The sequence below is a fragment of the Micromonospora sp. C41 genome (assembly GCF_018070485.1).
GTDB lineage: Bacteria > Actinomycetota > Actinomycetes > Mycobacteriales > Micromonosporaceae > Micromonospora > Micromonospora chalcea.
Genome location: NZ_JAGPXP010000008.1, coordinates 64,700 through 89,770, shown reverse-complemented (window position 1 = coordinate 89,770; position 25,071 = coordinate 64,700). Strand labels below are relative to the sequence as shown.

Sequence of the window (25,071 nt, the reverse complement as noted above, 5' to 3'; positions counted from 1 at the left end):
GCAGTGCGGGGAGTCTCTCGGAGCGAGACGTTGGGCTGCGGCGAGGCAGCGAGAAGGCAGCATGAGCGTCGACCAGAGCCGATCCCGGATGCCACGGGACGTCGGCTGTCACCTACATGCCCACGCCGGTCGGTACGGCCCGACAACGGTTGGCAGCGTGTATCCGTATCCCCCCGACGGGGGTCGTCCCTTTGCGCCGTGAGCGTTCCGCCGCAGGTCACAGCCCCTCCCCGTCGCCTACGGGTGGCGTCCCCGGCATCGGGCGGGCTGAAACCGTACGGCTTCCCGCGATGCCCGGACTCCGGCCTGGTTGCAGATCGGTCTCAAGGCCCTGTCGCAGAACCAGCAGGCCGACATGATCGTCCGAGGTGGCTTTCTGCGGTACGGGGAGGAACGGCGTGGGCGCGAAGACGGCACTGCTGGCGTTTACTGACGGCGACATTCGTCCGGCGCTGCGTGGCGCCGGGCGATCGGCGCGAGCCGAAGTCGAGGCGTTGATACGTCGAGTCCACCCCGGCCACGTCGTCGAACCAGCCGACGACGACACCCTGCTCGACGGCGTCTACCCGCCGGACGGTGTCACGTACGCCACCGTGCTGGCCGGGGCGGAGCTGTACTGCGACCGACGGGTCATGCTCGACCGCCCGTCCGAGCTGCCGGAGCACCTTCGCCTGGCCGGAGCAGGCCGGCGAATCATCATGCACGGGATGCACTCTGCCGTGGACTGGCTCGGCTTCGCGGAGTGGGAGGACGGCGTACTGGTCAGATCGCTGAGCCTGTCGCCCGGCGGCAGCATCCAGGAGAACATCGGCGAGCCGTACGACTTCGAGCTGCCGTACTGGGCCGGTGAGCATCGCGTCGAGCCGGGCCCGTACCCGTTGCCGTTTCATCCCCTCGACCTCGGCGAGGAAGCGTTGCGTGCGCTGTTCGGCTTCGTCGTCGAGGGCCGTCCGTCCCCCGACGACATCGACCCCGACGATGTTCATCTGCACGGCTTCCGCGTGAGCGACCCGTCCGGCGAGGAACAGGCCGCCCGTCAGGCCGCATATGCGGAGGCACTGCGAGCCATGGGACCGCCGCGGAGGTACCGCATGGGGCCGGACGGAACGATGCACGAGATTAGCTCCTGACCCGCCGACGGGCGGACCAGCAGGCGCGTGCCCGGTCAGGTGAGGCCGAGCGCCGTGAGGAGTTGCGTGAACCTGGGCGCCACCAGCCGCCAGGAGCATCGGGTGGGGTCGGTCCAGAAGTCACTGGCGACGACCCTCGGGTCGGCGACGTCGGTGCGGTAGTCGAGCGCGAGGGCTACATCGTCTCCAGGGTCCCGGTTGACCGCGATGAACACCGCGCGATCGGCATCGAGCCACGGCAGGGCGACCGGACGATTCATGCGGCTGCCGCGGGTCACTCGAAACAGCTGCGACAACGGGGCGTCGTCGGCGAAGAGGTCCAGGGCATTGTTCTCGAACCGCATTCCGTCAAGACTGGTGGGGAACATCAGTGGGTATTCGAACCACGGCATGACGCTCCGGAGCACGTGGTCTCCGGGGTGCCGCCAACGGTCCTGTTCCAGCAAGGTGGCCAGCGTGGTGGGCAGGGGGAGACCTCGGACCGTCCAATCCTGTGGACGAGGGCTCTTGTGCACGTCACCTCGCAACGTCAGATGTCGGCAGGGCGGCCAGAGTAGCTGTTCACGGCGCGTAGGCGGGGTCGGCGACGGCCTCGGCGATGCGGGTGAGCCAATGCAGGTCGTTGGCCCGGGACTCCGGACTGGCCCCGGGCCTCAGGATGCTGCGAAGGAACTCGGCGGCATCGTCGAGGTGTCGCTCGCCGCGGTAGTAACTCAGCAACCTCTGATCCGGCTCGACCGGGCCGTAGCCCCGCCGGAAGAGCTCGGCCCGGCGCGCGTCGGCCGGGTGGTCGCCGAAGTCCCGGCTGTAGACGAACATCAGGTCCCGCTCGCGCGGCGCGAGCATCGGCGCGTCCCAGTCCACGACGTGTAGCGGACCGTCGCCGTCGGCGATCAGGTTGCCCGGGTGGATGTCGGCGTGGGCGATGACGTGCCGAGCGCGCGTGACACCGGACGCAAGCTCATCCACCGTGTCCGCCAATCGGTGCAGCGCGGTGCCGTACCGTTTCCAGAACGCGCCGAGGGCGTCGCTCGCCGCGGCCTGATCGCCGAGCGTTCGCAGCCGGTCGCCCGCGGTCGACCGGTAGGTCTCCACCGGCAGGACGGCGGCGAGTTCGGCGCTCGGCGTGACCTGGTGCAGCCGGCCCAGGAACTCGCCGTACCCGATCCACTGGCGGTCGGTTAGACCGCGAGCCCACAGACTGCCGCCCTCATGGAACGGGTAGAGCAGCAGCCGGTAGCCCTCGAAGCCGTGTACGGCGCCGCCGTCCGGCAGGTCGATCGGCGCGACGACCTGCCGGAGGCCTCGCGCGCGGAGGAATCCTGGCAGCGCGACGGCGGCCCCTGTGAACTCGCCGCGGCGCAGCTTCAGGAAGTACCGCGCACCGCCGGTCGTGTCCACCCGGTACGCCCAGGCGTTCCCGTCGAGCCCCACCGGCAGGAACACGAGGTCGGCGACGCTCAGGGCCCAGGCGGCGGCCACCTCGGCGGCCAGCAGCGGCTCGTCGACGCCAGGTCTGTCGATCACGGCCGGAGCGTCGCAGCCGGGGTCCCGGCCGGCAAGCGAGTTGTGGTCGGGTCAGCGAATCACCGCGCGCGAGGTGTGCCTGGCCGGCTCGAAACACACCAGCGCTCCGCCGCGCTCGTCGGTGACCACCCAGGGATGACCGACGTACGTCTGCTGCCGGTAGGACTGCCCAGGCTCGAGCAGCGCGTACCGCTGACGCCGCCCCTCGTAGTTGAGCCAGTAGACGGCGACGCGCTCCCGCCGGGCGTTGACGAAGTCGATGAACGTCTCCGGTCCGCCGCCGTGTGAACGCAGCCTCCGTTCGCGTGACGGCGACAGCGGTCTGAGCTCGTCGGGCCCGATGACAGGCGGCTTCGGCCGGGAACGCGAGGGCTTCGGCGACGCCGGCCGGCTGGTCGGAGCGGCGGACCGGCTCGGCTCGGCCGTCCGGGTGGGCAGGACGGAGCGGCTGGAGAGCGACACCGGCGGCGGCGACCAGGACGCCTCCGGTGGTTCCGCGGCCCCCTTGGACAGCGCCGGGGATGCCAGGATCGCCTGCCCCTCGATCGGCGGTGGAAGGTCGGGGCGGCGGGGCGTCGCGAAGGCGCTGACGATGCTGGCGAGCACCACTACCACGAGCCCGACCGCGATCGCGGCGAGCGCTGCCGGTGACGGATCGCGCAGCCAGGCCTCGCCGCCGGTCGGTCCGTCGGGCAGCGCGTGGCGCGGAGGTGGGGGAATCGCGAGGGGATGCGATGAATCGGTCATGGCCTCGAATCCGCAAAGCCGGTGCCGTCCATGGAGCGGCGAGGGGTCCCCGATTATCCGTTACTGATCATCCCCGTAGTCAATGGCTGACCGTGCGTTCGCTGCTCAACCCTCGCGCCACATAGCAGATCCACTCCTCCGCCGAGGTCTGTCCACATCGCATTCCGCCGTCCACAGGGGAGTCCACATCTCCCGCATTCGGCTCATCGGCCGGGCAGGCTGCCGGGCACGTCCGAGTCCGACCGAGGGAGACAGCCATGCCGCCCCGCACTCCGCTCCCGCCGTACCGTCGCCTGCCTCTGCTCGTCACCTCCGACGGCGACCTTCTCGACGAGCTGTTGCGACTCGCGGCCGCCGGTGGCACCGAGGTCGAACTGGCCGCCGACCCGGCGGCCGCCCGGGCCCGCTGGGCGCCGGCGCCGCTGGTCCTCATCGGCGCCGACCAGGCGGCGGCCTGCCTGCGGGCACGCCTTCCCCGCCGCGCCCGCACGGTCCTGGTCGGTCGCTCCGGAGAACTCGATCCGGGTACGGAGTTGGCCGAGCTGATCGGCGCGGAGCACGTCGCGACACTGCCGGCGGCCGAGCCCTGGCTGATCGACCGGTTCGCCGAATGCGGGGCCGGCCCGGTGGGTCCGCCGTCGGGGCGGGTGGTGGCGGTGCTCGGCGGGCGGGGCGGCGCCGGGGCCAGCGTGCTCGCCGGCGGGCTCGCCGTCACCGCGGCCCGGTCACGCCTGCGCACGCTGCTTGTGGACGCCGACCCGCTCGGCGGAGGCCTCGATCTCGTACTCGGGTGGGAGCAGCTCGACGGGTTGCGCTGGCCCGAGTTGGCCGGCACGGACGGGCGCGTCGACCCGCCGTCGCTGGTCCGCGCGCTGCCCAGCCGAGGCGACCTGGTGGTGCTCTCCTGGGATCGCGGGGACCTGCGGCACCTGCCGGCCGAGGCGATGGCCGCCACTGTCGACGCCGGCCGTCGCGGGCGGGACCTGGTCGTGCTCGACCTGCCCCGGCACCTCGACGACGCGGCGGTGATCGCGCTCCAGGCCGCCGACCGCGCGCTGGTCGTCGTACCGGCCGAGCTGCGGGCGGCAGCCGCGGCGGCCCGGGTCGCCGCCCTCGCCGCGCCACACTGCGTCGACCTGTCGGTGATCGTGCGCGGCCCGGCGCCCGGCCGGCTCCGCGCGGCCGAGGTGTCCCGGGCGCTGGGCCTACCGCTCGCCGGCACGCTGCGGCCCGAGCCGGGGCTGTGCCGAGGGCTGGAGCGGGGCGAGGCGCCGGGCGCGAGCGGCAAGGGCCCACTCGCCGTCCTGTGTCAGCGGCTCGTGGACGAGCTGGTCGGGTCGTCGGCGGCGGGTGCGGCATGACCGGGCCGGCCGACCCCGGGGAACTGGCCGTCCGGGTCCGGCACCGGTTCGCCGCCGAGGCGACGCCGGTCACCCCGGCGGCGATCGTCTCGGCCGTACGCGCCGAACCGGCGACCGCGGTGCTCGGCGACACCACGTTGCTGCGGATCGCCGACCGGGTCCACGACGACCTGATCGGCGCCGGTCCGCTCGCGCCGCTGCTCGCCGACCCGCAGGTCACCGACGTGCTGGTGAACGGGGTACGGGTCTGGGTCGACAGGGGGCAGGGACTGCGTCAGGTGGCGGTGCCGCTGGGCACGCTCGACGACGTGCGCCGGTTGGCGCAGCGCCTCACCGCCGCTGCCGGACGCAGGCTGGACGACGCCGCGCCGTACGCCGACGCGCGGCTGCCCGACGGCACCCGGTTGCACGCCGTGCTGCCGCCGGTGGCGACCGACGGGCCGTACCTGTCGCTGCGTACCTTCCGGCAGCGGCCGTTCACCCTCGACGAGCTGGTGGACCGGGGCACGGTTGCCCGGCCGGTCGCGCCGCTGCTCGCCGCAGTGGTGGCCGGCCGCCTCGCGTACCTGGTCAGCGGCGGCACCGGCTCCGGCAAGACGACGCTGCTCAACACGCTGCTCGGGCTGGTGCCCGGCACCGAGCGGATCGTGCTGGTGGAGGACGCCGCCGAGCTGCGGCCGGTGCACCCGCACGTGATCGGGTTGCAGGCGCGCACCGCGAACGTCGAGGGCGCCGGGGCGGTAGGGCTCGGTGACCTGGTCCGGCAGGCACTGCGGATGCGGCCGGACCGGCTGGTCGTGGGCGAGTGCCGGGGCGCCGAGGTGGTGGACCTGCTCGCCGCGTTGAACACCGGCCACGACGGCGGGGCGGGGACGCTGCACGCGAACGCTCCGGCCGACGTCCCGGCCCGGCTGGAAGCGCTCGGGATGCTCGGCGGTCTGCCGCGCCTCGCACTGCACGCGCAGGTCGCCGCCGCGCTGCAGGTCGTCCTCCAGCTCCGCCGGACCGGCGAGGGACGGGTGCTGGACTCCATCGGCCTGCTGCTGCCCGACGGCCCCGACCGTGTGGTGACAGTGGTTCCGGCCTGGGTACGAGGGCGGGGTCCCGGTCCGGCGGCCCGTGCGCTCGGCGCCCTGCTGCGGCAGCGGGGTGTGCCGGTGCCGCCGGTCCTCCAGGTGCCCGGGGCGGAACCGTCGTGACCGCGCAGCTCGGGCTGGTGGCGCTGCTTCTCGCGGTCGCGGCAGCGGCCGTCGCCTGGCCGGTACGCGCGGGTCGCGCCCGGCGACTGGCGGTCCTGGGCGGCGGCCCGGCCCAGCGGGCAGGCGGTTCGCGCCGTCCGCTCGACGCCGGGCCGCAGTCGTCCGGCCAGCCACCGGGCCGCGCTCGGGAACCACGTCGGCCCGGAGCCGGGCACCCGGCACATCAGTGGATCAGCCCCGGCCCTGCCGCCGACCGGGCAGGGCAGTGGACCGGCGGCGGGCCTGCTCCCGAGCCGGCGCAACGGGCAGGGAAGCGGGCCGGCCTCGGGCCTGCGTCCGCGCTGGCGCATCGGGCACGGCGGTGGGTCGGCCTCGGCCCGGGGACGCTAGGGGCGGACGGCGACCGGGCCGCCGGTCCGCCGACGCTGTTCACGCCTCGACGCGCGCTACCCGTGGCGGCGCTGCTCGGCGCCGTGTCCGGGGCGCTGCTCGGCGGTCCGGTGGCGGCCCTGGCGCTGGCCACCTACGGCGTCCTCGCGGCCCGGGCGGTGCTGCGTCGGCGTACCCGAAGGGCGGCCGCGCTCGCGCACCGCCGCGACCTCGACCGGCTCGCCGCCGTCGCCGCCGACCTGCGGGCCGGGCTGCCGGCCGACCTGGAAGACGGGCCGGGCCGAGTCGCGCGCCTGGCCCGGGCCGCCGGGAAGCTGGCCGACCGCACCGGAGCGCCCCTGGCCGACCTGCTGGAACGGATCGAGGCCGACGCCCGCGCCGCCGACCGGGGGCTCGCCGCTGCCGCCGCCCAGGCCGCCGGGGCCCGGGCGACCGCCTGGCTGCTCGCCGCGCTGCCCCTGGGCGGGATCGGCCTGGGCTACGGCATCGGGGTGGACCCGGTGGCGGTGCTCCTGCACACGCAGGTAGGTGGCGGCAGCGCGCTGGCGGCCGTCGCGTTGCAGGTCGGCGGGCTGCTCTGGGCGGAGCGGCTCGGCGTCACACCCAGGCGGGCCGTCTGATGTCCCGCCAGGTGCTGGCCGCCGTGTGCCTCGGTGGCGCCGCGTCGCTCCTGCTCGTCGCCGTTCCGGTGGCCCGCCCGGCCCGGCGGTTGCGCCGGCTCGCCCCGGCGCCCCGGCGGCCCCGCCCGGCGTGGTGGCCGGATCGGGTACGGCTGGGCGCGGCGCTGGCCGGGCTGGCCGTGCCGGTGGTGGTCGGCGGCTGGACCGGTTTGTTCCTCGGGCTGCTGGCCGGTGTCGCCGCCGATCGCCTGCTCCGGCGGATCGAGCCGCGCGCCGTCCGGGACCGACGGCTGCGGGAGACGGCCGATCTGCCGCTGGCCGCGGACCTGCTGGCCGCCGCGCTGCGGGCGGGCGCGCCGGTCGACCGTTCGGCGCTGGCGGTCGCCGAGGCGCTCGGCGGTCCGCTCGCTGACCGGCTCGGCCGGGTGGGCCGCACGCTGGGCCTGGGCGGTACGGCAACCGAGGCATGGGCGCACCTGAGCTGCGTGGCCGGGGCCGAACCCGTGGTCGCGGCGGCGGTCCGGTCGTCGAACAGCGGTGCCGCGTTGGCTCGCGCGCTGACCCGGCTCGCCGACGACCTCCGCGCCGAACGGTCGACCGCCGCGGAGGCGGCCGCCCGGCGCGCGGGCGTGCTCATCGTGCTGCCGCTCGGGCTCTGCTTCCTGCCCGCCTTCATTCTCGCCGGTCTGGTGCCGGTGATCGTCGCTGTTCTCGGCGACGTGCTGTGAACCATCGAGAAGGGACTACGACATGCGCAAACTCCTCACCCGCCTGCGGGGTGACGCCGGCATGAACACCGCCGAGTACGCCGTGGGCACGCTCGCCGCGGTCGCCTTCGCCGGCATCCTGTTGAAGGTGCTGACCTCCGGCAACGTGCAGTCCGCGCTGACCGCCGTCATCGACCGGGCCCTGAAGTGATCCGGCGCCGGTGGGCCGACCGCTGGTTTCCCACTCCGGCGCACCCGCTGGGCGTCCCGGCCGAAGCGGGCCCGATCCGCGGCGCTGCCGGCATCCGGGCCGGGGCGGTCGGGCGTGCCCTCGTCCGCCTGCTCCGCCGGGGACGTTCGTGGGCAGCGTGCGAGCGGGGCTCCTTCACCGCCGAACTGGCGGCCGGCCTGCCGGCGCTCATGCTGCTGCTCGTCGCGGGGCTGACGGCGGTGAACGCGGTCGGTACCCGGGTCGGCTGCGTCGACGCAGCCCGGGAGGCGGCGCTCGCTGCGGCCCGGGGCGAGTCCGGCGAGGTCGCCGGCCAGCGGTACGCGCCCGACGGCGCCGAGGTGTCGGTGACTGTGGCAGGCGACCGGGTCACGGCGACGGTTCGGGCGCCGGTCCGGACGTTCGGCGCGCTGCTGCCGCGACTGAGCGTGTCGGGGCAGGCGGCGGCGGCTGTGGAACCCGGCGCGCCGGGGCCGGTGCCGTGACGGCCGTCCGGGCGTCGCGCCGAACCGCCGCCGAGCGGGGCGGAGCCACTGTGTGCCTGCTCGCGATCGGGCTGGTGTTCGTGCTGGTCGGGATGTTCGGCGCGGCGCTCGGGGCCGCCCGCTGTGCTCGGCACCAGGCCCGCAACGCGGCGGACTTCGGGGCGCTCGCCGGTGCCGGGCGGGTGCTCGACGGCGTCGAGGGCGCGTGCGCTCGCGCGGCCGAGCTGGTGGCGGCCAACGGCGGCCGGATGACCGGCTGCCGGATCGACGGGCTCGATCTGATCGTCACGGCGCGGGTACGTGTCGAGCCGCTGCCCGGGCTGACCCGGGACGCCACCGCGACGTCCCGGGCCGGGCCGGCCCGGGACACCGACGGTTGAGGCGGCCGAGCCGGGGGCGTCGATCGCTGGCGCTCCCGGCTCGGCCGGCGGGTGGTGGAAAAGGTGGCGCGGGGTCAGCGGGACTGGAGCGCGTCCAACCCGACGGCCATCGCGATGACCAGGCGCCGGTCGATCTGCGGGTGGTGGATGTCGACGACGTACCGGTCGCGCAGGCCCCACTTCTTGTCGACCGAGAACACCGGCTGGCCACCGGCCACGAAGTCGAAGTGGTACGGCAGCCAGGAGAGCGAGTCGACGAACCGGCGCAGCAGCGCGACCGGCAGGCTGCGCTCCTGCCCGGTGGCCGGCGGCAGCCCGGGCTGCTCGACGTGCCACGTCGAGCGCAGCAGCGACTGCGCGAAGTCCTTGCGGAACAGCCCGATCGGGTTGCCGGCGTGGTCGGTCACGTCGTATGTGGCGCCGAGGTCGAGCCGCTGCCGGGCCTTGAACCCGAGAAGGGGGTACTGCTTGGAGTCGTCGGTGTAGATGGTCACCTGCTCCTTGAAGGCGAGCCGCTTCTGCTGCGCGAACGCGAGCAGCCCGGCCTCGGAGCCGTCGGGTGCCGCGGCGTGCACCTCGTACTGGTTGACCATCATCCGGATCCGCTGTCGGACGATGAACCGGTTATGGGCCTGCAGGTTGTCGAGCGACATCAGATCTCCTTCGAGGGGTCGCCGGAGTCTCGCACAGCAGGCCCGCCGCCGCTTGCCCCCGCTCGCGCCAGGATCACCGCTCGCGAGGGCCTCCGGCTTCCGGGCACCCACCCACCCCACAAGGCGAACGACGACGAAAGGTCAACGACCGCCGTCGACCGTGGCCTTCATCGCCCAACTGTTCAGCACCTGGTGAATGCCGCGCAGGCGCTCGTTGATCTGCTCCAGCCGCTCCGCCTGGGCGAGCGTGGCCAGCGCGGTGCCCAGCGCGATCTGCTGGTCGGGGGTTAGGTTTTCCTGGTCGATGGTGTAGAGCAACTCGACGGTCTCGGCGATCGTGTCGGCCACGGCGGCACCTCCGGCGGGACGGGTCTGGGGTCACCTGCGCTACCGGAAATGATGCATGGAAGCGCTCCCATACATCAATGCCCCGAGGGCCCTGCCCTCATGCACCCGTCCCACCAACCAGACCCCCGGGGCCACGGCCCACCTTGATCGACACCAGTTCGGCGAAGTGTCGGGGTCCAGCACCCGCCGATACAGCAACCTCCCCGAACTGGCGGGAGGCCCCACCCGACGGGCGCGGACCAGGTCAGGCGGGTGGGCCACCGGCCGTCTGAGCTGGGCGGGCCACCCGGTCGCCCTGCCGGGGCAACACCTCGCCGCTCCCCGGGCCGCCCGCGTCCGGGCCGGCACCCGCCTCCGGGCCGTCCGCCTCCGGGCCAGAGGTGGGCGGGTCCGGGTCGGCACCCGCGTCCGGGCCGCCGACCGTGGCGAGATTCACCAGCACCACGTCGAGGACCTTCACCGCCTCTGCCTTCGCCAGCGGATTGTTGCCGTTTCCGCACTTCGGGGACTGGACGCACGACGGGCACCCGGTCTCGCACCCGCACTCGGCGATCGCGTCCCGGGTGGCGCGCAGCCAGGCGGCGGCGGTGCCGTACGCCCGCTCGGCGAAACCCGCCCCGCCGGGATGCCCGTCGTAGACGAAGACCGTGGGCGCCTCGGTGTCCGGGTGCAGGGCGGTGGACAGCCCACCGATGTCCCAGCGATCGCAGGTCGCCATCAGCGGCAGCAGGCCGATGGCGGCGTGCTCGGCGGCGTGCAGCGCGCCCGGCACGTCGGCCGCCTCGACACCGGCGGCGGTCAGCGACTCGGGGGAGAGCGTGAACCACACCGCGACGGTGCGCAGCTCCCGGGCCGGCAGGTCGAGCGGGCGGGTGTCGATCACCTCGCCGGTGGCGATGCGCCGCCGCTGGTACGACACCACCTGGCTGGTCACGTCCACCTCGCCGAGGAAGAGACCGACCGGGCCGGCGTCCACGTACGAGCGGACCGACACCACCGACAGTGAGGTGACGTCGCGGGCGTGGGTGGACCAGTCCGGCTCCTCGGCGTGCACGAGCGCGCACCCGTCGGCCAGGTCGAGTGAGTCGACCACGTACGAGACGCCCTGGTGCAGGTAGACCGCGCCGGTGTGCAGCAGGAAGTGCGACGATCCGCCGTCGACGGTGCCGAGCAGCCGGCCGGTGGACTCCTCCACCACGCAGACCGGGGCGCCGCCCTCACCGCGCAGGTCGACCTCGGGGCGCTCCCGGTGCCGCCAGTACCAGCCGGTGGGCCGCTGCCGCAGCGCCCCCGCCTCGACCAGCGAGTCCACCGCTTCCTTCGCGCCCTCACCGAACAGGTCAAGGTCGGCGGGGGTGAGCGGGGACTCGTGGGCGGCGCAGGCGAGCTGCGGCGCGAGGACGTACGGATTGGCGGGGTCGAGCACCGTCGCCTCGACCGGCCGCCCGAACAGCGCCTCCGGGTGGTGCACCAGGTAGGTGTCGAGCGGGTCGTCCCGGGCCACCAGCACGGCGAGCGCCTCGTCGCCGGAGCGCCCGGCCCGCCCGGCCTGCTGCCACAGCGACGCGCGGGTGCCGGGCCAGCCGCAGATCAGCACCGCGTCCAGCCCGACCAGGTCGACGCCGAGTTCGAGCGCGTTCGTGGAGGCGAGCCCGAGCAGGTCGCCGTGCAGCAGCGCCCGTTCCAGCTCGCGGCGTTCCTCGCGCAGGTAGCCGGCCCGGTAGGCGGCCACCCGCTCGCCGAGGCCGGGGACCGCCTCGTCCAGCGACCGCCGGGCGTTCGCGGCGACCACCTCGGCGCCCCGGCGGGACCGCACGAACGCGAGCGTGCGTACCCCCTCGACCACGCTGTCGGCGAGCAGGTCGGCGGTCTCCCGCAGCGCGGAGCGCCGGACCTGGACGAGGTCGGCGTCGGGAGCCGAGTCGGAGGGCGGCAGCAGCGGCGGCTCCCAGAGCGCGAACGTCACGCCGCCACGCGGCGACGTGTCCTCGGTGACGGCGGTGACTGCTAGGCCGGTGAGCCGCCCGGCCGCCGTCGCCGGGTCACCCGACGTGGCCGAGGCCAGCAGAAACACGGGGGTACGCCCGAAGCGCGCGCACTGCCGCCGCAACCGCCGCAGTACGTGCGCGACGTGTGAGCCGAAGACGCCCCGGTAGGTGTGGCACTCGTCGACCACCACGTACGCGAGGCGGCGCAGGAACCCGGACCAGTGGGCGTGGCCGGGCAGGATGCCGTGGTGCAGCATGTCCGGGTTGGTCAGCACGAACCGGGAGTGCCGCCGGATCCACTCCCGTTCGGCGCGCGGAGTGTCCCCGTCGTAGGTGGCGGGGCGTACCCCGTCGAGGTCGAGACCGGCGACGGCGCGGAGCTGGTCGGCGGCGAGCGCCTTGGTCGGCGCCAGGTAGAGCACAGTGGCGCGCGGGTCGGCGAGCAGCGTGCTCAGCGCGGGCAGCTGGTACGCCAGGGACTTGCCGGACGCCGTGCCGGTGGCCACCACGACGTGATTGCCGGCGTACGCCAGCTCGGCGGCCTCGGCCTGGTGCCGCCACGGGGCGGTGACGCCGCGCCGCGCGAACGCCGCCCGCAGTTCCTCCGGCGCCCAGCCGGGCCACCCGACCGGCTCGCCGGCCCGGGCCGCGACGCGCTCGACGTGGGTGACCGGGTCGGTGGGGTGCCGCAGCCGCAGCCGGCGCAGCAGCTCACCCGGAGCACGCCGCGGGCCGGGGCTGTGGTCGGTCACGTCCTGCACTCTCGCACTGGTGTTCGGAATTGGGAACCGCAGGGTGGGGGTAAGGGAGGGGCGTGGCCGGTGATCCGAGAGGGCCGCACGGGGGATGGTTAGATGCCCTGGAGAGTTTACCGAGGAGGGGCCGATGGAGCTGTCGCTGGCGACCCGCGCCGTGGGGGAGCACACGGTGCTCGAGGTCGGTGGTGAGGTGGACGTCTACACCGCCCCCCGCCTGCGGGAACGGCTTCTTGAGCTGATCGACGGCGGGGCCCGCCACGTGGTGGTCGACCTGGGTCGGGTGGACTTCCTCGACTCGACCGGACTGGGCGTGCTGGTCGGCGCGCTCAAGCGGCTGCGCTCGGCCGGCGGCTCGTTCGCCCTGGTCTGCGACAAGGAGCCGCTGCTCAAGATTTTCCGGATCACCGCCCTGGACCAGGTCTTCCCGCTGCATCCGACGGTCGACGCGGCCATCGCCGCCGACTCCACCGGCGCGTGATGGCCACCGTCAAGCTTTCCTTCTCTCCGGCCCCGGTGCACGTGCGTACCGCACGCCTGGTCGGCGTCGCGGTGGCCCGGCGGGCCGGCGTACGCGAGGACCTGCTGGACGAGGTGCGCCTGGCCATCGGTGAGGCGTGCACGCGGGCGGTCGCGCTGCACCGGCAGTACGGCCTGGCGGATCCGGTGTACGTGGAGATGTCCGACACCGGTGGCTACACGGTCCGGGTGGTGGACCGGGCGCCGATCGAGGCGGGCCTCGGCCTGGCCGCGCTCGGGCCGGACGAGCTGGCCAAGGAGTCGCTGAGCGAGGACGCGCTCACCACCGGGGTGGGCTTCGCGCTGCTCGCCGGTTTCGTGGAGGACCTCCAGGTCCGCCCGGTCGACGAGGGCGTCGGCACCGAGGTCCGGATGACCTGGCCGGCCGGACGCGCCTGACCTTTCCGTTCACGTAGGCCGCGTTCCCCGCACGGGGAGCGCGGCCTCGTCGTGTTGACCGGGCCATATATCAGATTTCTTCGTATAACACAGTTACGAAGATCATCGAGACACGGTGCCCCCTGCCTGTGACCCTCGCCACGCCGGAGGGCTACAGTACCCGGGTTGTCAGCAAGTGATCCCGTCCCGTAGCCAGCGGGAACGGTCCGCCGGAGTGGGTTGGCGCGCGCTTGCGAGTCCGCATCCAGGCGTCGGCCCGTGCGTCTCCACCGGCCGGCGCGAGTTGTTCGGTACAGGAGGACATAGATGTCCGGGACCTTGGCCGCTGACGGCGGCGCACTGTCCCTTACCGGAGCCAACGTGACGTACGTCGTCATCGCCGCGGTCATCGCGCTGGTGGCGCTCGTCTTCGCGGCCGCCCTCACCAGGGCGGTCCTGGCGGCCGGTAAGGGAACCACAAACATGCAGGAGATCTCCGGCGCGGTGCAGGAGGGCGCGTCGGCGTACCTGCTGCGGCAGTTCCGCACGCTGGCGATCTTCGTCGTGATCGCCGTCGTGCTGCTGTTCCTGCTGCCGGTGCACGACACCGACGGCAACGAAACGCTGGTGAAGCTCGGCCGCTCGGCGTTCTTCGTGGTGGGTGCGCTGTTCAGCGCGTTCATCGGCGGCGCCGGCATGTGGCTGGCCACCCGCGCCAACCTGCGGGTGGCAGCGGCCGCGCGGGAGCGCGAAGGCGGACGCGAAGGCGCCATGAAGATCGCCTTCCGCACCGGCGGCGTGGTCGGCTTCCTCACCGTCGGCCTCGGTCTGTTCGGCGCGGCGCTCGTCGTGCTGATCTACCGGGGTGACGCCCCGACCGTGCTGGAGGGCTTCGGTTTCGGCGCCGCGCTGCTCGCCATGTTCATGCGGGTCGGCGGCGGCATCTTCACCAAGGCCGCCGACGTCGGCGCCGACCTGGTCGGCAAGGTCGAGCAGGGCATCCCGGAGGACGACCCGCGCAACGCCGCCACCATCGCCGACAACGTGGGCGACAACGTCGGCGACTGCGCCGGCATGGCCGCGGACCTGTTCGAGTCGTACGCGGTCACGCTCGTCGCGGCGCTGATCCTGGGCCGGGCCGCGTTCGGTGAGACCGGCCTGGTCTTCCCGCTGATCATCTCCACCATCGGCGTGCTCGTCGCGATCGTCGGCGTCTTCATCACCCGGCTGCGCGCCAGCGACCGCAACGGCCTGACCGCCATCAACCGGGCCTTCTACCTCTCCGCGCTCATCGCCGCGGTGCTCGTCGCGATCGCCGCGTTCGCCTACCTGCCGGCCACGTTCGCCGAGCTGGAGGGCGGGCTGACCGACGTCGACCGCAACCCGCGGCTGGTGGCCATCGGCGCGGTCGTGATCGGTATCGTGCTGGCCGCCGCGATCCAGGCGCTGACCGGCTACTTCACCGAGACCAACAGGCGCCCGGTGCAGGACATCGGCAAGAGCTCGCAGACCGGCCCGGCCACCGTCATCCTCGCCGGCATCAGCGTCGGCCTGGAGTCGGCCGTCTACTCGGCGCTGCTGATCGGCGCCGGCGTGTTCGGCGCGTTCCTGCTCGGCGGCAGCTCGATCACGCTGTCGCTGTTCGCCGTCGCGCTGGCCGGCACCGGCCTGCTCACCACCGTCGGCGTCATCGTCGCCATGGACACGTTCGGCCCGATCTCCGACAACGCGCAGGGCGTGGCCGAGATGTCCGGCGACATCGACGAGCACGGCGCGCGGACGCTCACCGAGCTGGACGCCGTCGGCAACACCACCAAGGCGATCACCAAGGGCATCGCGATCGCCACCGCCGTGCTGGCCGCCACCGCGCTGTTCGGCTCGTACACCGACACGCTGCGCTCCTCGTACGAGGACGCGGGCGTGAACGACGTCGGCAACGAGATCCTCAACTCGCTCAACGTCGCCAACCCCCGCAACCTGGTCGGCCTCATCATCGGCGCCGCGGTGGTCTTCCTCTTCTCCGGCCTGGCCATCAACGCGGTGTCCCGCTCGGCCGGCGCCGTGGTGATGGAGGTACGCCGCCAGTTCCGTGAGCTGCCCGGCATCATGGACCGCACCCAGCGGCCCGAGTACGGCAAGGTCGTGGACATCTGCACCCGGGACGCCCAGCGCGAGCTGCTGACCCCCGGCCTGCTGGCCATCCTGGCCCCGATCGCTGTCGGCTTCGGCCTCGGCCCGGGCGCGCTGGCCGCGTACCTGGCCGGCGCGATCGGCGCGGGCACGCTGATGGCGGTGTTCCTGGCCAACTCCGGTGGCGCCTGGGACAACGCCAAGAAGCTGGTGGAGGACGGCGCGTACGGCGGCAAGGGCTCCGACGCGCACGCCGCCACCGTCATCGGCGACACCGTCGGCGACCCGTTCAAGGACACCGCCGGCCCGGCGATCAACCCGCTGATCAAGGTGATGAACCTGGTCTCGCTGCTGATCGCGCCGGCCGTGGTGGCCTGGAGCGTGGGCAACGACCAGAACAACCCGCTGCGCATCACGATCGCCGTGGTCGCCGCGCTGATCATCGCGGGGGCCGTGGTGTTCAGCAAGCGCAAGGGCGTGGCGATGACCGACTCGGACAGCGACGCCGGCAAGCCGGACCAGCGCCCGGAGACGGTCAACGCCTGAGGTCCACGCGACGGCTCCCGGCCGGTCCCGGCCGGCCGGGAGCCCCGTGCCCGGCAAACCTGAGCGGTGGCGGTTCCGCCCGGAGGTCGTACGCTGCAACGCATGCGTACGCGCCGGGCGGCAACCGCCGGAAAGCTCACGGTGGTCCTGGCCACGCTGGTCCTCGTCGTCGCCGGGTGCGGCGGCGGCCCGAGCCCCCGGGTCTGGGCCGCGTCGGTGTGCCAGGCGCTCACCCCGTGGCGCGCGGAGATCTCCAAGCTGACCAGCAGCACCCAGCAGCAGATGACCGCGCAGACCACTCCGGCGCAGGCCAAGGAGAACCTGGTCCGGCTCTTCGCCGGCGCCGAGCAGGCCAGCGAGACGGCCCGGCGCAAGGTCGAGGAGGCGGGCGTGCCCGAGGCCGAGCGCGGCGCCGAGGTGTCCGCCGGGTTCCTGGGGTCGCTGAGCAAGATGCGCGACGCGTACGGCCGGGCCCGGTCCGCCATCGACGGGCTCGACACCGCCCAGGCCGGCCCGTTCTACGACGGCGTGCGCGCCGCCGTGGACACGCTCAACAAGGAGTACGACGCGAGCGCGCTGGACACCAGCAAGCTCAACTCGACCGAGCTGAAAGAGGCCTTCGACGAGGTCCCGGAGTGTCGCTGACCCCTCCCACCCCGAAACCGGCCCGCCAGCCCTCGCTGTTCTCCACCGAGGCGGCCGATCCCGCGCTAGCGGATCTCGCCGGCCTGCTCGCCGGGCCGGGTGAGGTGGGGCGGATGGGCGGCACGGCCCGGATCTCCGTGGTGGTGGACGCCGCCTGGCGGGTGCACGTGCTGGTGGCGGAGCTGGGCGCCCGGGGCGTGCCGGCGAGCTGGGAGCCGACCGAGGACGGGCGGCACCGGGTGCGCACCGCGTACACGAGCATGCTGGCGCCGCTCGCGCGGGCCTGGCTGCGCGGGGCGGTGAAGCGGCCACCGGCCCGATTCCACCTGGACGGGCGGCGGCTGCGGCTCTGGGCGGCCGCGGCCGGCACGGCCGAGCCGGCCGGGTTCCGGCTGCGGCTCGGACCGGCCGACGAGCCGTGCTGGCCGGTGGTGCGCGCCGCGCTGGCGGCGGTCGGCCTGCCGGCCGCGTTCGTGGAGCCGGACGAGGGCGGGCCCGCGTTCCGGATCGGCGGGCGGCGCATGTCGCGGCTGGCCGAGTTGGTGGGGGAACGGCCGGTCACGGCGCCGGCGGCGGAGTGGCCGGGCGCGCCCGGCTGACCGTCCGGTGTCCGAACCCGGACACCCGGAGACGGCTCCGCCGGGTGTACGCGATCGTCACAGTGACACGCCTGCCGCCCTACCCACGGTGTACCGTGACGCCGTCCGGCAGGGTGCGGCCGGCGGTGGCCGGGAGAGCGGCCCGTTTGCCGCCCACGAAACCCGGAACGCGGACGGCGCGTTACGTTGGACATCCGGACCGCCCGTGGTCCGGGTGGCGCAACACGGCCCGAAGCGGGCATGGCGTAGGAGTGAGGTCGGGGAGAGACGTGCCGAGCAACGCTGGAACCACCCGTCTGGTCATCGTCGAGTCTCCGGCGAAGGCCAAGACGATCTCGGGCTACCTCGGCCCGGGGTACGTCGTGGAGGCCAGCTTCGGCCACGTCCGGGACCTGCCCCGCAACGCCGCCGACGTCCCGGCGAAGTACAAGGGTGAGCCGTGGGCGCGCCTCGGCGTCGACGTCGACAACGGCTTCCACGCGCTCTACGTGGTGTCGGCCGACCGTAAGCAGCAGATCAGCAAGCTGGTGAAGCTGGCCAAGGAGGTCGACGAGATCTTCCTGGCGACGGATGAGGACCGCGAGGGCGAGGCCATCGCCTGGCACCTGGTGGAGACGCTCAAGCCCAAGGTGCCGGTCAAGCGGATGGTCTTCCACGAGATCACCAAGCCGGCCATCCAGGCCGCGGTGGCCAACCCCCGGGAGATCGACCGCGACCTGGTCGACGCCCAGGAGGCGCGGCGCATCCTCGACCGCCTCTACGGGTACGAGGTCTCGCCGGTGCTGTGGAAGAAGGTCATGCCGAAGCTGTCGGCGGGCCGGGTGCAGTCCGTGGCGACCCGGATCGTGGTCGAGCGGGAGCGCCAGCGGATGGCGTTCCGCACCGCCGAGTACTGGGACATCCTGGCCACGCTCGCGGTGGCGAAGCCGGGCGAGGGCCCGCGTACGTTCAACGCCACGCTGGTCGCGCTGAACGGTGACCGGATCGCCACCGGCAAGGACTTCGAGCCGACCACGGGTCGTGTTCGCGCCGGAGCGGGTGTCGTCCACCTCGACGAGGGCGGGGCCCGGGGGCTCGCCGCCCGCCTGGCCGACCGGCCGTTCACCGTCACCCGGGTCGAGGAGAAGCCCTACCGTCGCCGCCCGTACGCGCCGTTCATCACCTCCACGCTCCAGCAGGAGGCGGCCCGCAAGCTGCGGTTCTCGTCGCAGCAGACGATGCGCACCGCGCAGCGCCTGTACGAGAACGGCTACATCACCTACATGCGTACCGACTCGGTGAACCTGTCCGAGACGGCCATCGCGGCGGCCCGCCGGCAGATCGTCGAGCTGTACGGCGAGCGCAGCGTGCCGCCGGAGCCGCGCCGCTACACCGGCAAGGTGAAGAACGCGCAGGAGGCGCACGAGGCGATCCGCCCGGCCGGCGACAACTTCCGCACCCCCGGCGAGGTGGCCAAGGAGCTGTCCGCCGAGGAGTACAAGCTCTACGAGCTGATCTGGCGGCGCACCATCGCCTCGCAGATGACCGACGCGGTCGGCTCCAGCGTGTCGGTGCGCATCCGTGCCGTCTCCTCCGCCCAGGAGGAGGCCGACTTCGGGGCGACCGGCAAGACCATCACCGACCCGGGCTTCCTGCGCGCGTACGTCGAGTCCAGCGACGACGAGAACGCCGAGGCCGAGGACGCCGAGCGGCGGCTGCCCACGCTGGTCAAGGACCAGCCGCTGACCGCCGACGAGCTGGCCGCGCAGGGCCACCACACCCAGCCGCCGTCGCGCTACACCGAGGCGTCGCTGGTGAAGGCCCTGGAGGAGCTGGGCATCGGCCGCCCCTCCACGTACGCGTCGATCATGCAGACGATCCAGGACCGCGGGTACGTGACCAAGCGCGGCCAGGCCATGATCCCCACGTTCCTGGCGTTCGCGGTGATCGGGCTGATGGAGCGGCACTACCCGCGCCTGATCGACTACGACTTCACGGCCAGCATGGAGAACGAGCTGGACGAGATCGCCGGTGGCGACCACGCCGCCGTCGACTTCCTCACCTCCTTCTACTTCGGCAGCACAAACGGCACCGGCGACCAGGCCATCGCGCACGCCGGTGGCCTGAAGAAGCTGGTCACCGAGAACCTCAGCGAGATCGACGCGCGCAGCGTCAACTCGATCCCGCTGTTCACCGACGACGAGGGCCGCGAGGTCGTCGTCCGGGTCGGCCGGTACGGGCCGTACCTGCAGCGGGCGCTCCCCGGTTCGGTTTCGGGCACGGCCTCGGTTTCGGGCTCGGCCTCGGGTGAGGTCGAGGGCGAGGAGGGCGGCTCGCAGGGCGACCGGGCGCCGATCCCGGAGGGCCTCGCGCCGGACGAGCTGACCCCGGAGAAGGTGCACGAGCTGTTCCTCGGCGGCGGCGGTGAGCGCAAGCTCGGCGACGACCCGTCGACCGGCGAGCCGATCCTGCTCAAGTCCGGCCGGTTCGGCCCGTACGTGGCCAGCGGTGAGCGCAAGTCGTCGCTGCTGCGGTCGCAGTCGCCGGACAGCCTCACCCTGGAGCAGGCGTTGCAGCTGCTGCGCCTGCCCCGGCTCATCGGCGTGGCACCGGACGGCACCGAGGTGTTCGCCAACAACGGCCGCTACGGCCCGTACGTCAAGCGCGGTGACGAGTTCCGCTCGCTGGACTCGGAAGACAAGATGTTCACCGTCACGCTGGACGAGGCGCTGGCGCTGCTGGCCGCCCCGAAGACGCGCCAGCGCCGGGCCGCCGCGCCGCCGCTGCGGGAGATGGGCAACGACCCGCTCACCGAGAAGCCGCTGGTGATCAAGGACGGGCGCTTCGGGCCGTACGTCACGGACGGCGAGTTCAACGCGTCGCTGCGGCGCGGGCAGACGCCGGAGGAGCTGACGCTGGAGCAGGCGTCGGAGATGCTGGCCGAGAAGCGCGCGAAGGGCCCGGCCCCGAAGAAGAAGGCCGCGAAGAAGGCCGCCCCGGCCAAGAAGGCAACGGCGGCCAAGAAGACAACGGCCGCCAAGAAGACGACCGCGGCGAAGAAGGCCCCCGCGAAGAAGGCGGCCCCCAAGAAGGCGACCTCAACCCCGAACGAGTGATCTTGGAAGGAAAGGGCCCCTAGGACGGCCCTTTCCTTCCAAGATCTCGTGGTTGTCCACAAGGGCGGCGAAGCAGCCGCGTTGGGGCCACCGTGGGTGGGTGGGGAAATCGTGGGCGGGGATGCGGCGGGCGCTGCCGTCGGATGATGCGGACGAGCTGACCTGGCTGCTCTTCCGGCAGGAGGACGTGCTCAGCCTCCAGCAGGCACGGGCGCATCTCACCCGTGGGGCGATCCGCCATCGGGTGGCGACCGGCCGGTGGCGGCAGGCGCACCGGGCGGTTCTCGTCGCGCACAACGGACCGGTCGGTGCCGCTCAGCGACGGTGGATCGCGGTGCTGGCGGCCGGGCCCACCGCACTGCTGGGTGGCGTGACCGCTGCTCAGGCAGGCGGGCTGCGGGGGTTCCCGGACCGGGTGGTCCACCTGCTCCTGCCCGCCACGACCCGTCGGTCACCGCTGCCGGCCGGCGTGCTCGCGCACCGGACGACCCATCTGCCCGACTCCGACGTGGTGCCGGTCGCGGCGCCGCCCCGGACTACGGTGGCCCGGTCGATCGTCGACGCCGCGCAGTGGGCACCGACCGACATGCAGGCCCGGGCGATCGTCGCGGCTGCCTTCCAGCAGCGGCTCGTGGGCGGTGACGACCTGCACGAGGTGGCGGAGCGGATGCCCCGTATCCGCAGAAGGCGGCTGATCCTGTCCACTGCCACCGATGCGGCGGGCGGCGCGCACTCCCTGGGCGAACTCGACCTGCTCGGTCTCGCCCGCCGCGCCGGTCTGCCCGAACCGACCCGGCAGGTGGTCCGCCGGGACTCCGCCGGCCGGCGGCGATACCTCGACGCCTACTTCGAGCAGTGGCGGGTGCACGTCGAGGTGGACGGCGGACAGCATCACGACCCGGCGCACGCCTGGGCGGACATGCGCCGACAGAACGACCTGTGGGTCGAGGGCGACCGTGTTCTCCGGTTCCCCGCCTGGGTCCTGCGCGCCCATCCGGAAGAGGTGATCGCGCAGCTTCGCGCCGCCCTGCGAGCGGCGGGCTGGCGAGGCGGAGCGTGAGCCGAGATCTTGGAAGGAAACGGCACCTATGACGGCCCATTTCTTCCAAGATCTTCAGGAGCCTAGGACCTGGGTCAAGTACGGGTTCTGGAAAAGGTTGTGGGGGTCCAGGCGGGTGCGGACGGATCGGAAGTCTTCGAATCTCGGGTAGGCGGTGGCCAGCGACTCCGCATCGCGCCAGTGCAGCTTGCCCCAGTGCGGGCGACCACCCAGCTCCGTCGCCACCTGCTCGAACGCGCGAAAATAAGGCTCGTACGGCATGCCCACGTACTGGTGCACGGCGATGTACGCGGAGTCCCGCCCGTACGAGTGGGACAGCCAGATGTCGTCGGCGGCGGTGAACCGCACCTCGACCGGGAACAGCACCTTGAACGGCAGCCGGTCCACGATCCGGCGCAGCTCGGCCAGCGCCGTGGGCAGCGCCTCGCGCGGCAGGCCGTACTCCATCTCCACGAAGCGGACCCGGCGCGGTGTGCAGAAGACCTGGTCGGAACGGCCGGTGTAGGTGCGTTCGGTGAGCGCGCGGGCGGAGACGGCACTGATCGTGGGGGCGAGGGCGGGTACGGCGCGGCCGAGGCGGCAGGCGCCGGCGAAGACGGTGTTGGAGAGGAACTCGTCGTCGAGCCAGCCGCGCCAGCCGGGCAGCGGCTGGTCGTCGGCGGGTACCCGGTCGTTGGTCTTGACCTGCACCCGGTCGGTGTACGGGAACCAGTAGAACTCGGCGTGGTCGTGCGCCTCGTACAGGCCGGGCAGGTCGCCGAGCACCTCGGCGAGCGGGGCGGGGCGTTCGTGCGCGCGCAGCACGAAGGCGTCGACGCAGCGCAGCGTGACCTCGACCAGTACGCCGACCGCGCCGAGCCCGACCCGGGCGGCGTCGAAGACGTCGCGGTTCTCCTCGGCCGAGCAGCGCAGCACCTCGCCGGTGCCGGTGACGAGCGTCAGCCCGGCCACGAAGGTGGACAGGCAGCCCAGTTTCGCCCCGGTGCCGTGGGTGCCGGTGGAGAGAGCGCCGGCGATGGTCTGGGCGTCGATGTCGCCGAGATTCGGCATCGCCAGGCCGTGCCCGGCGAGCAGTTCGTTGAGCGTGTGCAACGTCATTCCAGCCGGTACGGTGACCAGGCGGCGCGCCACATCGACGCTGACGTCTGTCTCCAGTTCGGCGAGGTCGATGCGGTGCCCGTCGGCCACAGCCGTGGCGGTGAAGGAGTGGCCGCTGCCGGTGGCCCGGACGGTCCGGCCCGCCGCGGCGGCCTGACGGACCGCCTCGACGACGTCGGAGACGCTACGCGGGCGCACGGTGAGGAGCGCGGAGCTGTGCTGGTTGCCGGCCCAGTTGGACCAGGTGGCGGTGGTACCGGTCATCGCGGCCACTCCTCGACATGAATATGAACTGAATTCATATCAGGAACGTTGTGCCTGGTAAATACCGCAATCGAGCCCGGCTCGTTGTACCGGTAGTCACAGACTCGTGACGTGCAGATATGTTCATCCGTCGAAGGGGGGTGGCGCCGAGTGTCCACACCAGCCGCCACGACCGGGCCGCTGCGTCGGGTACCGGTGCAGGGTCGAAGTGTCGCGCGGGTCCAGCGGATGCTGGACGCCTGCGCCGAGCTCGTCGACGAGGTGGGGTACGAAGGGCTGACCACGACCCTGCTCGCCGAGCGCGCCGAGGTGGCGATCGGGTCGGTGTACCAGTTCTTTCCGGACAAGCGGGCCATCGTGCAGGCGCTGACGCTGCGGACCATGGAGTCCTACCTCCAGCGGCTCGACGAGCGGTTCGCGTCGGACGATCTGACGCACTGGTGGGACGGCGTCGACGCGGCGATCGACGAGTACATCTCGATGCACCGCACCGTCCCCGGTTTCCGTACCCTGCACTTCGGCGACGTGGTCGACCTGCACCTGCTGGACGACCAGCGGGACAACAACGGGGTCATCGCGGAGCAGCTCGCCCGCGTGCTCACCGAGCGTTTCGGCCTGGCTGGGGTGCCCGACCTGCGGTTCCACCTGGAGGTCGCGGTCGAGGCGGCCGACGCCCTGATCAAGCTGGCCTTCCGCCGCCGCACCGACGGCGATGAGCGGGTGCTGGTCGAGGCGAAGGCCCTCATCCGGGAGTACCTGCACCGGCAGGTCAACGCTCCCACGGAGGCCGTGTCCCAGGGCTGAGCGGCACGCCGAGCGGCGGGTTCCCGGGTGCGCCGGGGCCCGCCGTCGTCACGCCGGCGGCGGGTCAGAGGAAGGCGTGGCCCTCGCCCCGGTAGGTGGGCACCGTCGCGACCACCGCGTCCCCGTCGACCAGGTGCACCTCGTTGACGTGCTCGCACATCTCGCCGGCCTTGGCGTGGCGGAACCACACCCGGTCACCGACCCGCAGGTCGTCCGCGGCGTCCCCGGCCAGCGGCGTCTGCACCTCACCGGCGCCCTCCGCGCCGAGCAGCTTCAGGCCGTCCGGCAGCCAGGGCCGGGGCAGCCGGCTGCTCGCCGCCTGGCCGGAGGCGATCCAGCCGCCGCCGAGCACCGTCGCCAGCCCGGGCGCCGGGCGTCGGACCACCGCGCAGGCGAAGAACGCCGCCGGGGTCGGCCGCCAGGCACGGTACGCGTCGAACAGCGTCGGCCCGTACAGGCCGGAGCCCGCGGTGACCTCGGTGACCGCGGGGTCGGCGCTGGTGGCGGCCACGCTGCCGGTGCCGCCGCCGTTGACGAACTCCAGGTCGGCGTGTTCGCGTACCGCGGCGACCGCGTCCGAGCGGCGGGCCAGCAGTTCCCGGTACGACCCGCGCTGCGCGACCCGGATCGCCGAGCCGAGCACCGCCTGCCCGGGTGGCGCGTCGCCCAGACCGGCGATCTGCGCCTCGTACGACATCAGGCCGACCAGCCGGAAGCCCGGCCGGGCGGCGACGGCGGCGGCGAGCGCGCCGGCCGCCGTGGCGCTGTGCACCGGGGAGCGGCGCACGCCGACGTGCACCCGGCCCCGCAGCGGCCGCCAGGAGGCGTCCAGGTCGAGGCAGACCCGCAGCGCGGGGCGGCGCGCGGGCGGGCAGACCTGGTCGATCAGGTCGAGCTGGGCGGGGTCGTCGACCATCAGCGTCACCGCGTCGGCGAGCGCCGGGTCGGCGGCCAGTTCGGCGAGGCCGGCCCGGTGCGCCGTCGGGTACGCCACCAGCACGTCGTCGCTGACGCCGGAGCGGGCGAGCCAGACCGCCTCGGGCAGGGTGAAGGCCATCACGCCCTGCCAGCCGGGGCGGCCGAGCACGCGGGTCAGCAGCTCGCGGACCCGTACCGACTTGCTCGCCACGCGCAGCGGCTTGCCGTCGGCCCGGCCGGTCAGCGCGCCGGCGTTGGCGTCGAACGCGGAGAGGTCGACCACCGCGTACGGCGGGTCGAGGTGAGCGGTCGCCCGGTCGAGACGCTCGCGAAGTTTGTCACGGTCGATGGCCACGTCTGCACGCTAACTGTCTGGGCGAGAATGCGAAATACCCTCGCGTCTGTCCGGGCTGCGGGCGGTGGTCCCGGCGGCCTAGGCTCAGCGAGCAGGTGAATGTCGCGCAGGACCACTCCTCCCACGCGACTAGAGTGTTCC

24 protein-coding genes are annotated in these 25,071 nt (G+C 73.3%); 16 read left to right on the top strand and 8 right to left on the bottom strand.

Annotated elements, in window-relative coordinates:
* Positions 1–398 precede the first annotated feature (398 nt).
* Positions 399–1,130, top strand: a complete 732-nt coding sequence (locus KBX43_RS11610; RefSeq protein WP_043327259.1) for a hypothetical protein — start codon at positions 399–401, stop codon at positions 1,128–1,130.
* Between the two features lie 35 nt (positions 1,131–1,165).
* On the opposite strand, the gene KBX43_RS11605 is transcribed toward KBX43_RS11610, so the two are convergent.
* From KBX43_RS11605 to KBX43_RS11595, 3 genes are all read right to left on the bottom strand, one after another.
* Positions 1,166–1,576, bottom strand: coding sequence for a hypothetical protein (locus tag KBX43_RS11605; protein ID WP_247677329.1), 411 nt, complete (start codon positions 1,574–1,576; stop codon positions 1,166–1,168).
* Between the two features lie 115 nt (positions 1,577–1,691).
* Entirely contained in the window at positions 1,692–2,657 is a 966-nt protein-coding gene (locus KBX43_RS11600; protein WP_113972190.1) for a phosphotransferase enzyme family protein, read from the bottom strand.
* Between the two features lie 51 nt (positions 2,658–2,708).
* On the bottom strand, positions 2,709–3,404 hold the full coding sequence (locus KBX43_RS11595) for a hypothetical protein (protein WP_113972189.1): 696 nt from the start codon (positions 3,402–3,404) through the stop codon (positions 2,709–2,711).
* A gap of 257 nt (positions 3,405–3,661) precedes the next feature.
* On the opposite strand from KBX43_RS11595, the gene ssd reads away from it, so the two are divergent.
* The 7 genes from ssd to KBX43_RS11560 all read left to right on the top strand — a co-directional run bounded on the left by ssd (position 3,662) and on the right by KBX43_RS11560 (position 8,775).
* On the top strand, positions 3,662–4,765 hold the full coding sequence (gene ssd / locus KBX43_RS11590) for a septum site-determining protein Ssd (RefSeq protein WP_210884366.1): 1,104 nt from the start codon (positions 3,662–3,664) through the stop codon (positions 4,763–4,765).
* Positions 4,762–5,964, top strand: coding sequence for a TadA family conjugal transfer-associated ATPase (locus KBX43_RS11585; RefSeq protein ID WP_166455713.1), 1,203 nt, complete (start codon positions 4,762–4,764; stop codon positions 5,962–5,964). The genes ssd and KBX43_RS11585 overlap by 4 nt, the downstream gene beginning before the upstream one ends.
* The gene (locus tag KBX43_RS31500; RefSeq protein ID WP_247677328.1) at positions 5,961–6,974 is read left to right on the top strand and encodes a hypothetical protein; all 1,014 of its coding nucleotides are present in this window, start codon (positions 5,961–5,963) and stop codon (positions 6,972–6,974) included. The genes KBX43_RS11585 and KBX43_RS31500 overlap by 4 nt, the downstream gene beginning before the upstream one ends.
* Positions 6,974–7,702 (top strand): type II secretion system F family protein, encoded by a 729-nt coding sequence (locus KBX43_RS11575; RefSeq protein ID WP_210884364.1) that lies wholly within the window; start codon positions 6,974–6,976, stop codon positions 7,700–7,702. Before KBX43_RS31500 ends, KBX43_RS11575 begins: the two co-directional genes overlap by 1 nt.
* Before the next feature lie 22 nt (positions 7,703–7,724).
* Entirely contained in the window at positions 7,725–7,892 is a 168-nt protein-coding gene (locus KBX43_RS11570; RefSeq protein WP_013283643.1) for a DUF4244 domain-containing protein, read from the top strand.
* 92 nt (positions 7,893–7,984) lie between these two features.
* On the top strand, positions 7,985–8,395 hold the full coding sequence (locus KBX43_RS11565) for a TadE family type IV pilus minor pilin (RefSeq protein WP_369830107.1): 411 nt from the start codon (positions 7,985–7,987) through the stop codon (positions 8,393–8,395).
* Positions 8,392–8,775, top strand: coding sequence for an Rv3654c family TadE-like protein (locus tag KBX43_RS11560; protein ID WP_113972184.1), 384 nt, complete (start codon positions 8,392–8,394; stop codon positions 8,773–8,775). The genes KBX43_RS11565 and KBX43_RS11560 overlap by 4 nt, the downstream gene beginning before the upstream one ends.
* 74 nt (positions 8,776–8,849) lie before the next feature.
* Here KBX43_RS11560 and KBX43_RS11555 read toward each other — a convergent pair whose 3' ends face one another.
* From KBX43_RS11555 to KBX43_RS11545, 3 genes are all read right to left on the bottom strand, one after another.
* On the bottom strand, positions 8,850–9,428 hold the full coding sequence (locus KBX43_RS11555) for a hypothetical protein (protein ID WP_030503750.1): 579 nt from the start codon (positions 9,426–9,428) through the stop codon (positions 8,850–8,852).
* 141 nt (positions 9,429–9,569) lie between these two features.
* Positions 9,570–9,776, bottom strand: a complete 207-nt coding sequence (locus KBX43_RS11550; RefSeq protein WP_043327245.1) for a hypothetical protein — start codon at positions 9,774–9,776, stop codon at positions 9,570–9,572.
* Between the two features lie 244 nt (positions 9,777–10,020).
* The gene (locus KBX43_RS11545; protein ID WP_210884362.1) at positions 10,021–12,516 is read right to left on the bottom strand and encodes a DEAD/DEAH box helicase; all 2,496 of its coding nucleotides are present in this window, start codon (positions 12,514–12,516) and stop codon (positions 10,021–10,023) included.
* Between the two features lie 133 nt (positions 12,517–12,649).
* On the opposite strand from KBX43_RS11545, the gene KBX43_RS11540 reads away from it, so the two are divergent.
* The 7 genes from KBX43_RS11540 to KBX43_RS11510 all read left to right on the top strand — a co-directional run bounded on the left by KBX43_RS11540 (position 12,650) and on the right by KBX43_RS11510 (position 21,491).
* The gene (locus KBX43_RS11540) at positions 12,650–13,000 is read left to right on the top strand and encodes an STAS domain-containing protein (protein ID WP_013283649.1); all 351 of its coding nucleotides are present in this window, start codon (positions 12,650–12,652) and stop codon (positions 12,998–13,000) included.
* Entirely contained in the window at positions 13,000–13,437 is a 438-nt protein-coding gene (locus KBX43_RS11535) for an ATP-binding protein (protein ID WP_043327241.1), read from the top strand. The genes KBX43_RS11540 and KBX43_RS11535 overlap by 1 nt, the downstream gene beginning before the upstream one ends.
* Before the next feature lie 306 nt (positions 13,438–13,743).
* Complete coding sequence (locus KBX43_RS11530) at positions 13,744–16,092, top strand: sodium-translocating pyrophosphatase (protein ID WP_043327240.1); 2,349 nt, start codon at positions 13,744–13,746, stop codon at positions 16,090–16,092.
* 102 nt (positions 16,093–16,194) lie between these two features.
* Positions 16,195–16,737, top strand: a complete 543-nt coding sequence (locus tag KBX43_RS11525) for a hypothetical protein (RefSeq protein ID WP_043327238.1) — start codon at positions 16,195–16,197, stop codon at positions 16,735–16,737.
* Entirely contained in the window at positions 16,728–17,336 is a 609-nt protein-coding gene (locus tag KBX43_RS11520; protein ID WP_069088061.1) for a hypothetical protein, read from the top strand. The genes KBX43_RS11525 and KBX43_RS11520 overlap by 10 nt, the downstream gene beginning before the upstream one ends.
* A gap of 269 nt (positions 17,337–17,605) precedes the next feature.
* Positions 17,606–20,431 carry a type I DNA topoisomerase gene (gene topA / locus KBX43_RS11515; protein WP_210884354.1) on the top strand — a complete coding sequence of 942 codons (2,826 nt, stop codon included), beginning with the start codon at positions 17,606–17,608 and terminating at the stop codon, positions 20,429–20,431.
* 100 nt (positions 20,432–20,531) lie between these two features.
* Positions 20,532–21,491: a DUF559 domain-containing protein gene (locus tag KBX43_RS11510; protein ID WP_231915640.1), complete on the top strand. Its 960-nt coding sequence runs from the start codon at positions 20,532–20,534 to the stop codon at positions 21,489–21,491.
* A 54-nt stretch (positions 21,492–21,545) separates the two neighbouring features.
* Here KBX43_RS11510 and KBX43_RS11505 read toward each other — a convergent pair whose 3' ends face one another.
* Positions 21,546–22,862: a D-arabinono-1,4-lactone oxidase gene (locus tag KBX43_RS11505; protein ID WP_210884352.1), complete on the bottom strand. Its 1,317-nt coding sequence runs from the start codon at positions 22,860–22,862 to the stop codon at positions 21,546–21,548.
* A 219-nt stretch (positions 22,863–23,081) separates the two neighbouring features.
* Here KBX43_RS11505 and KBX43_RS11500 point away from each other — a divergent pair, with 219 nt between their 5' ends.
* Positions 23,082–23,657, top strand: a complete 576-nt coding sequence (locus KBX43_RS11500; RefSeq protein WP_030503760.1) for a TetR family transcriptional regulator — start codon at positions 23,082–23,084, stop codon at positions 23,655–23,657.
* A 64-nt stretch (positions 23,658–23,721) separates the two neighbouring features.
* Here the strand turns inward: KBX43_RS11500 and KBX43_RS11495 are convergent, their stop codons facing one another.
* Complete coding sequence (locus tag KBX43_RS11495; protein ID WP_210884349.1) at positions 23,722–24,930, bottom strand: amino acid deaminase/aldolase; 1,209 nt, start codon at positions 24,928–24,930, stop codon at positions 23,722–23,724.
* Between the last annotated feature and the right edge of the window lie 141 nt (positions 24,931–25,071).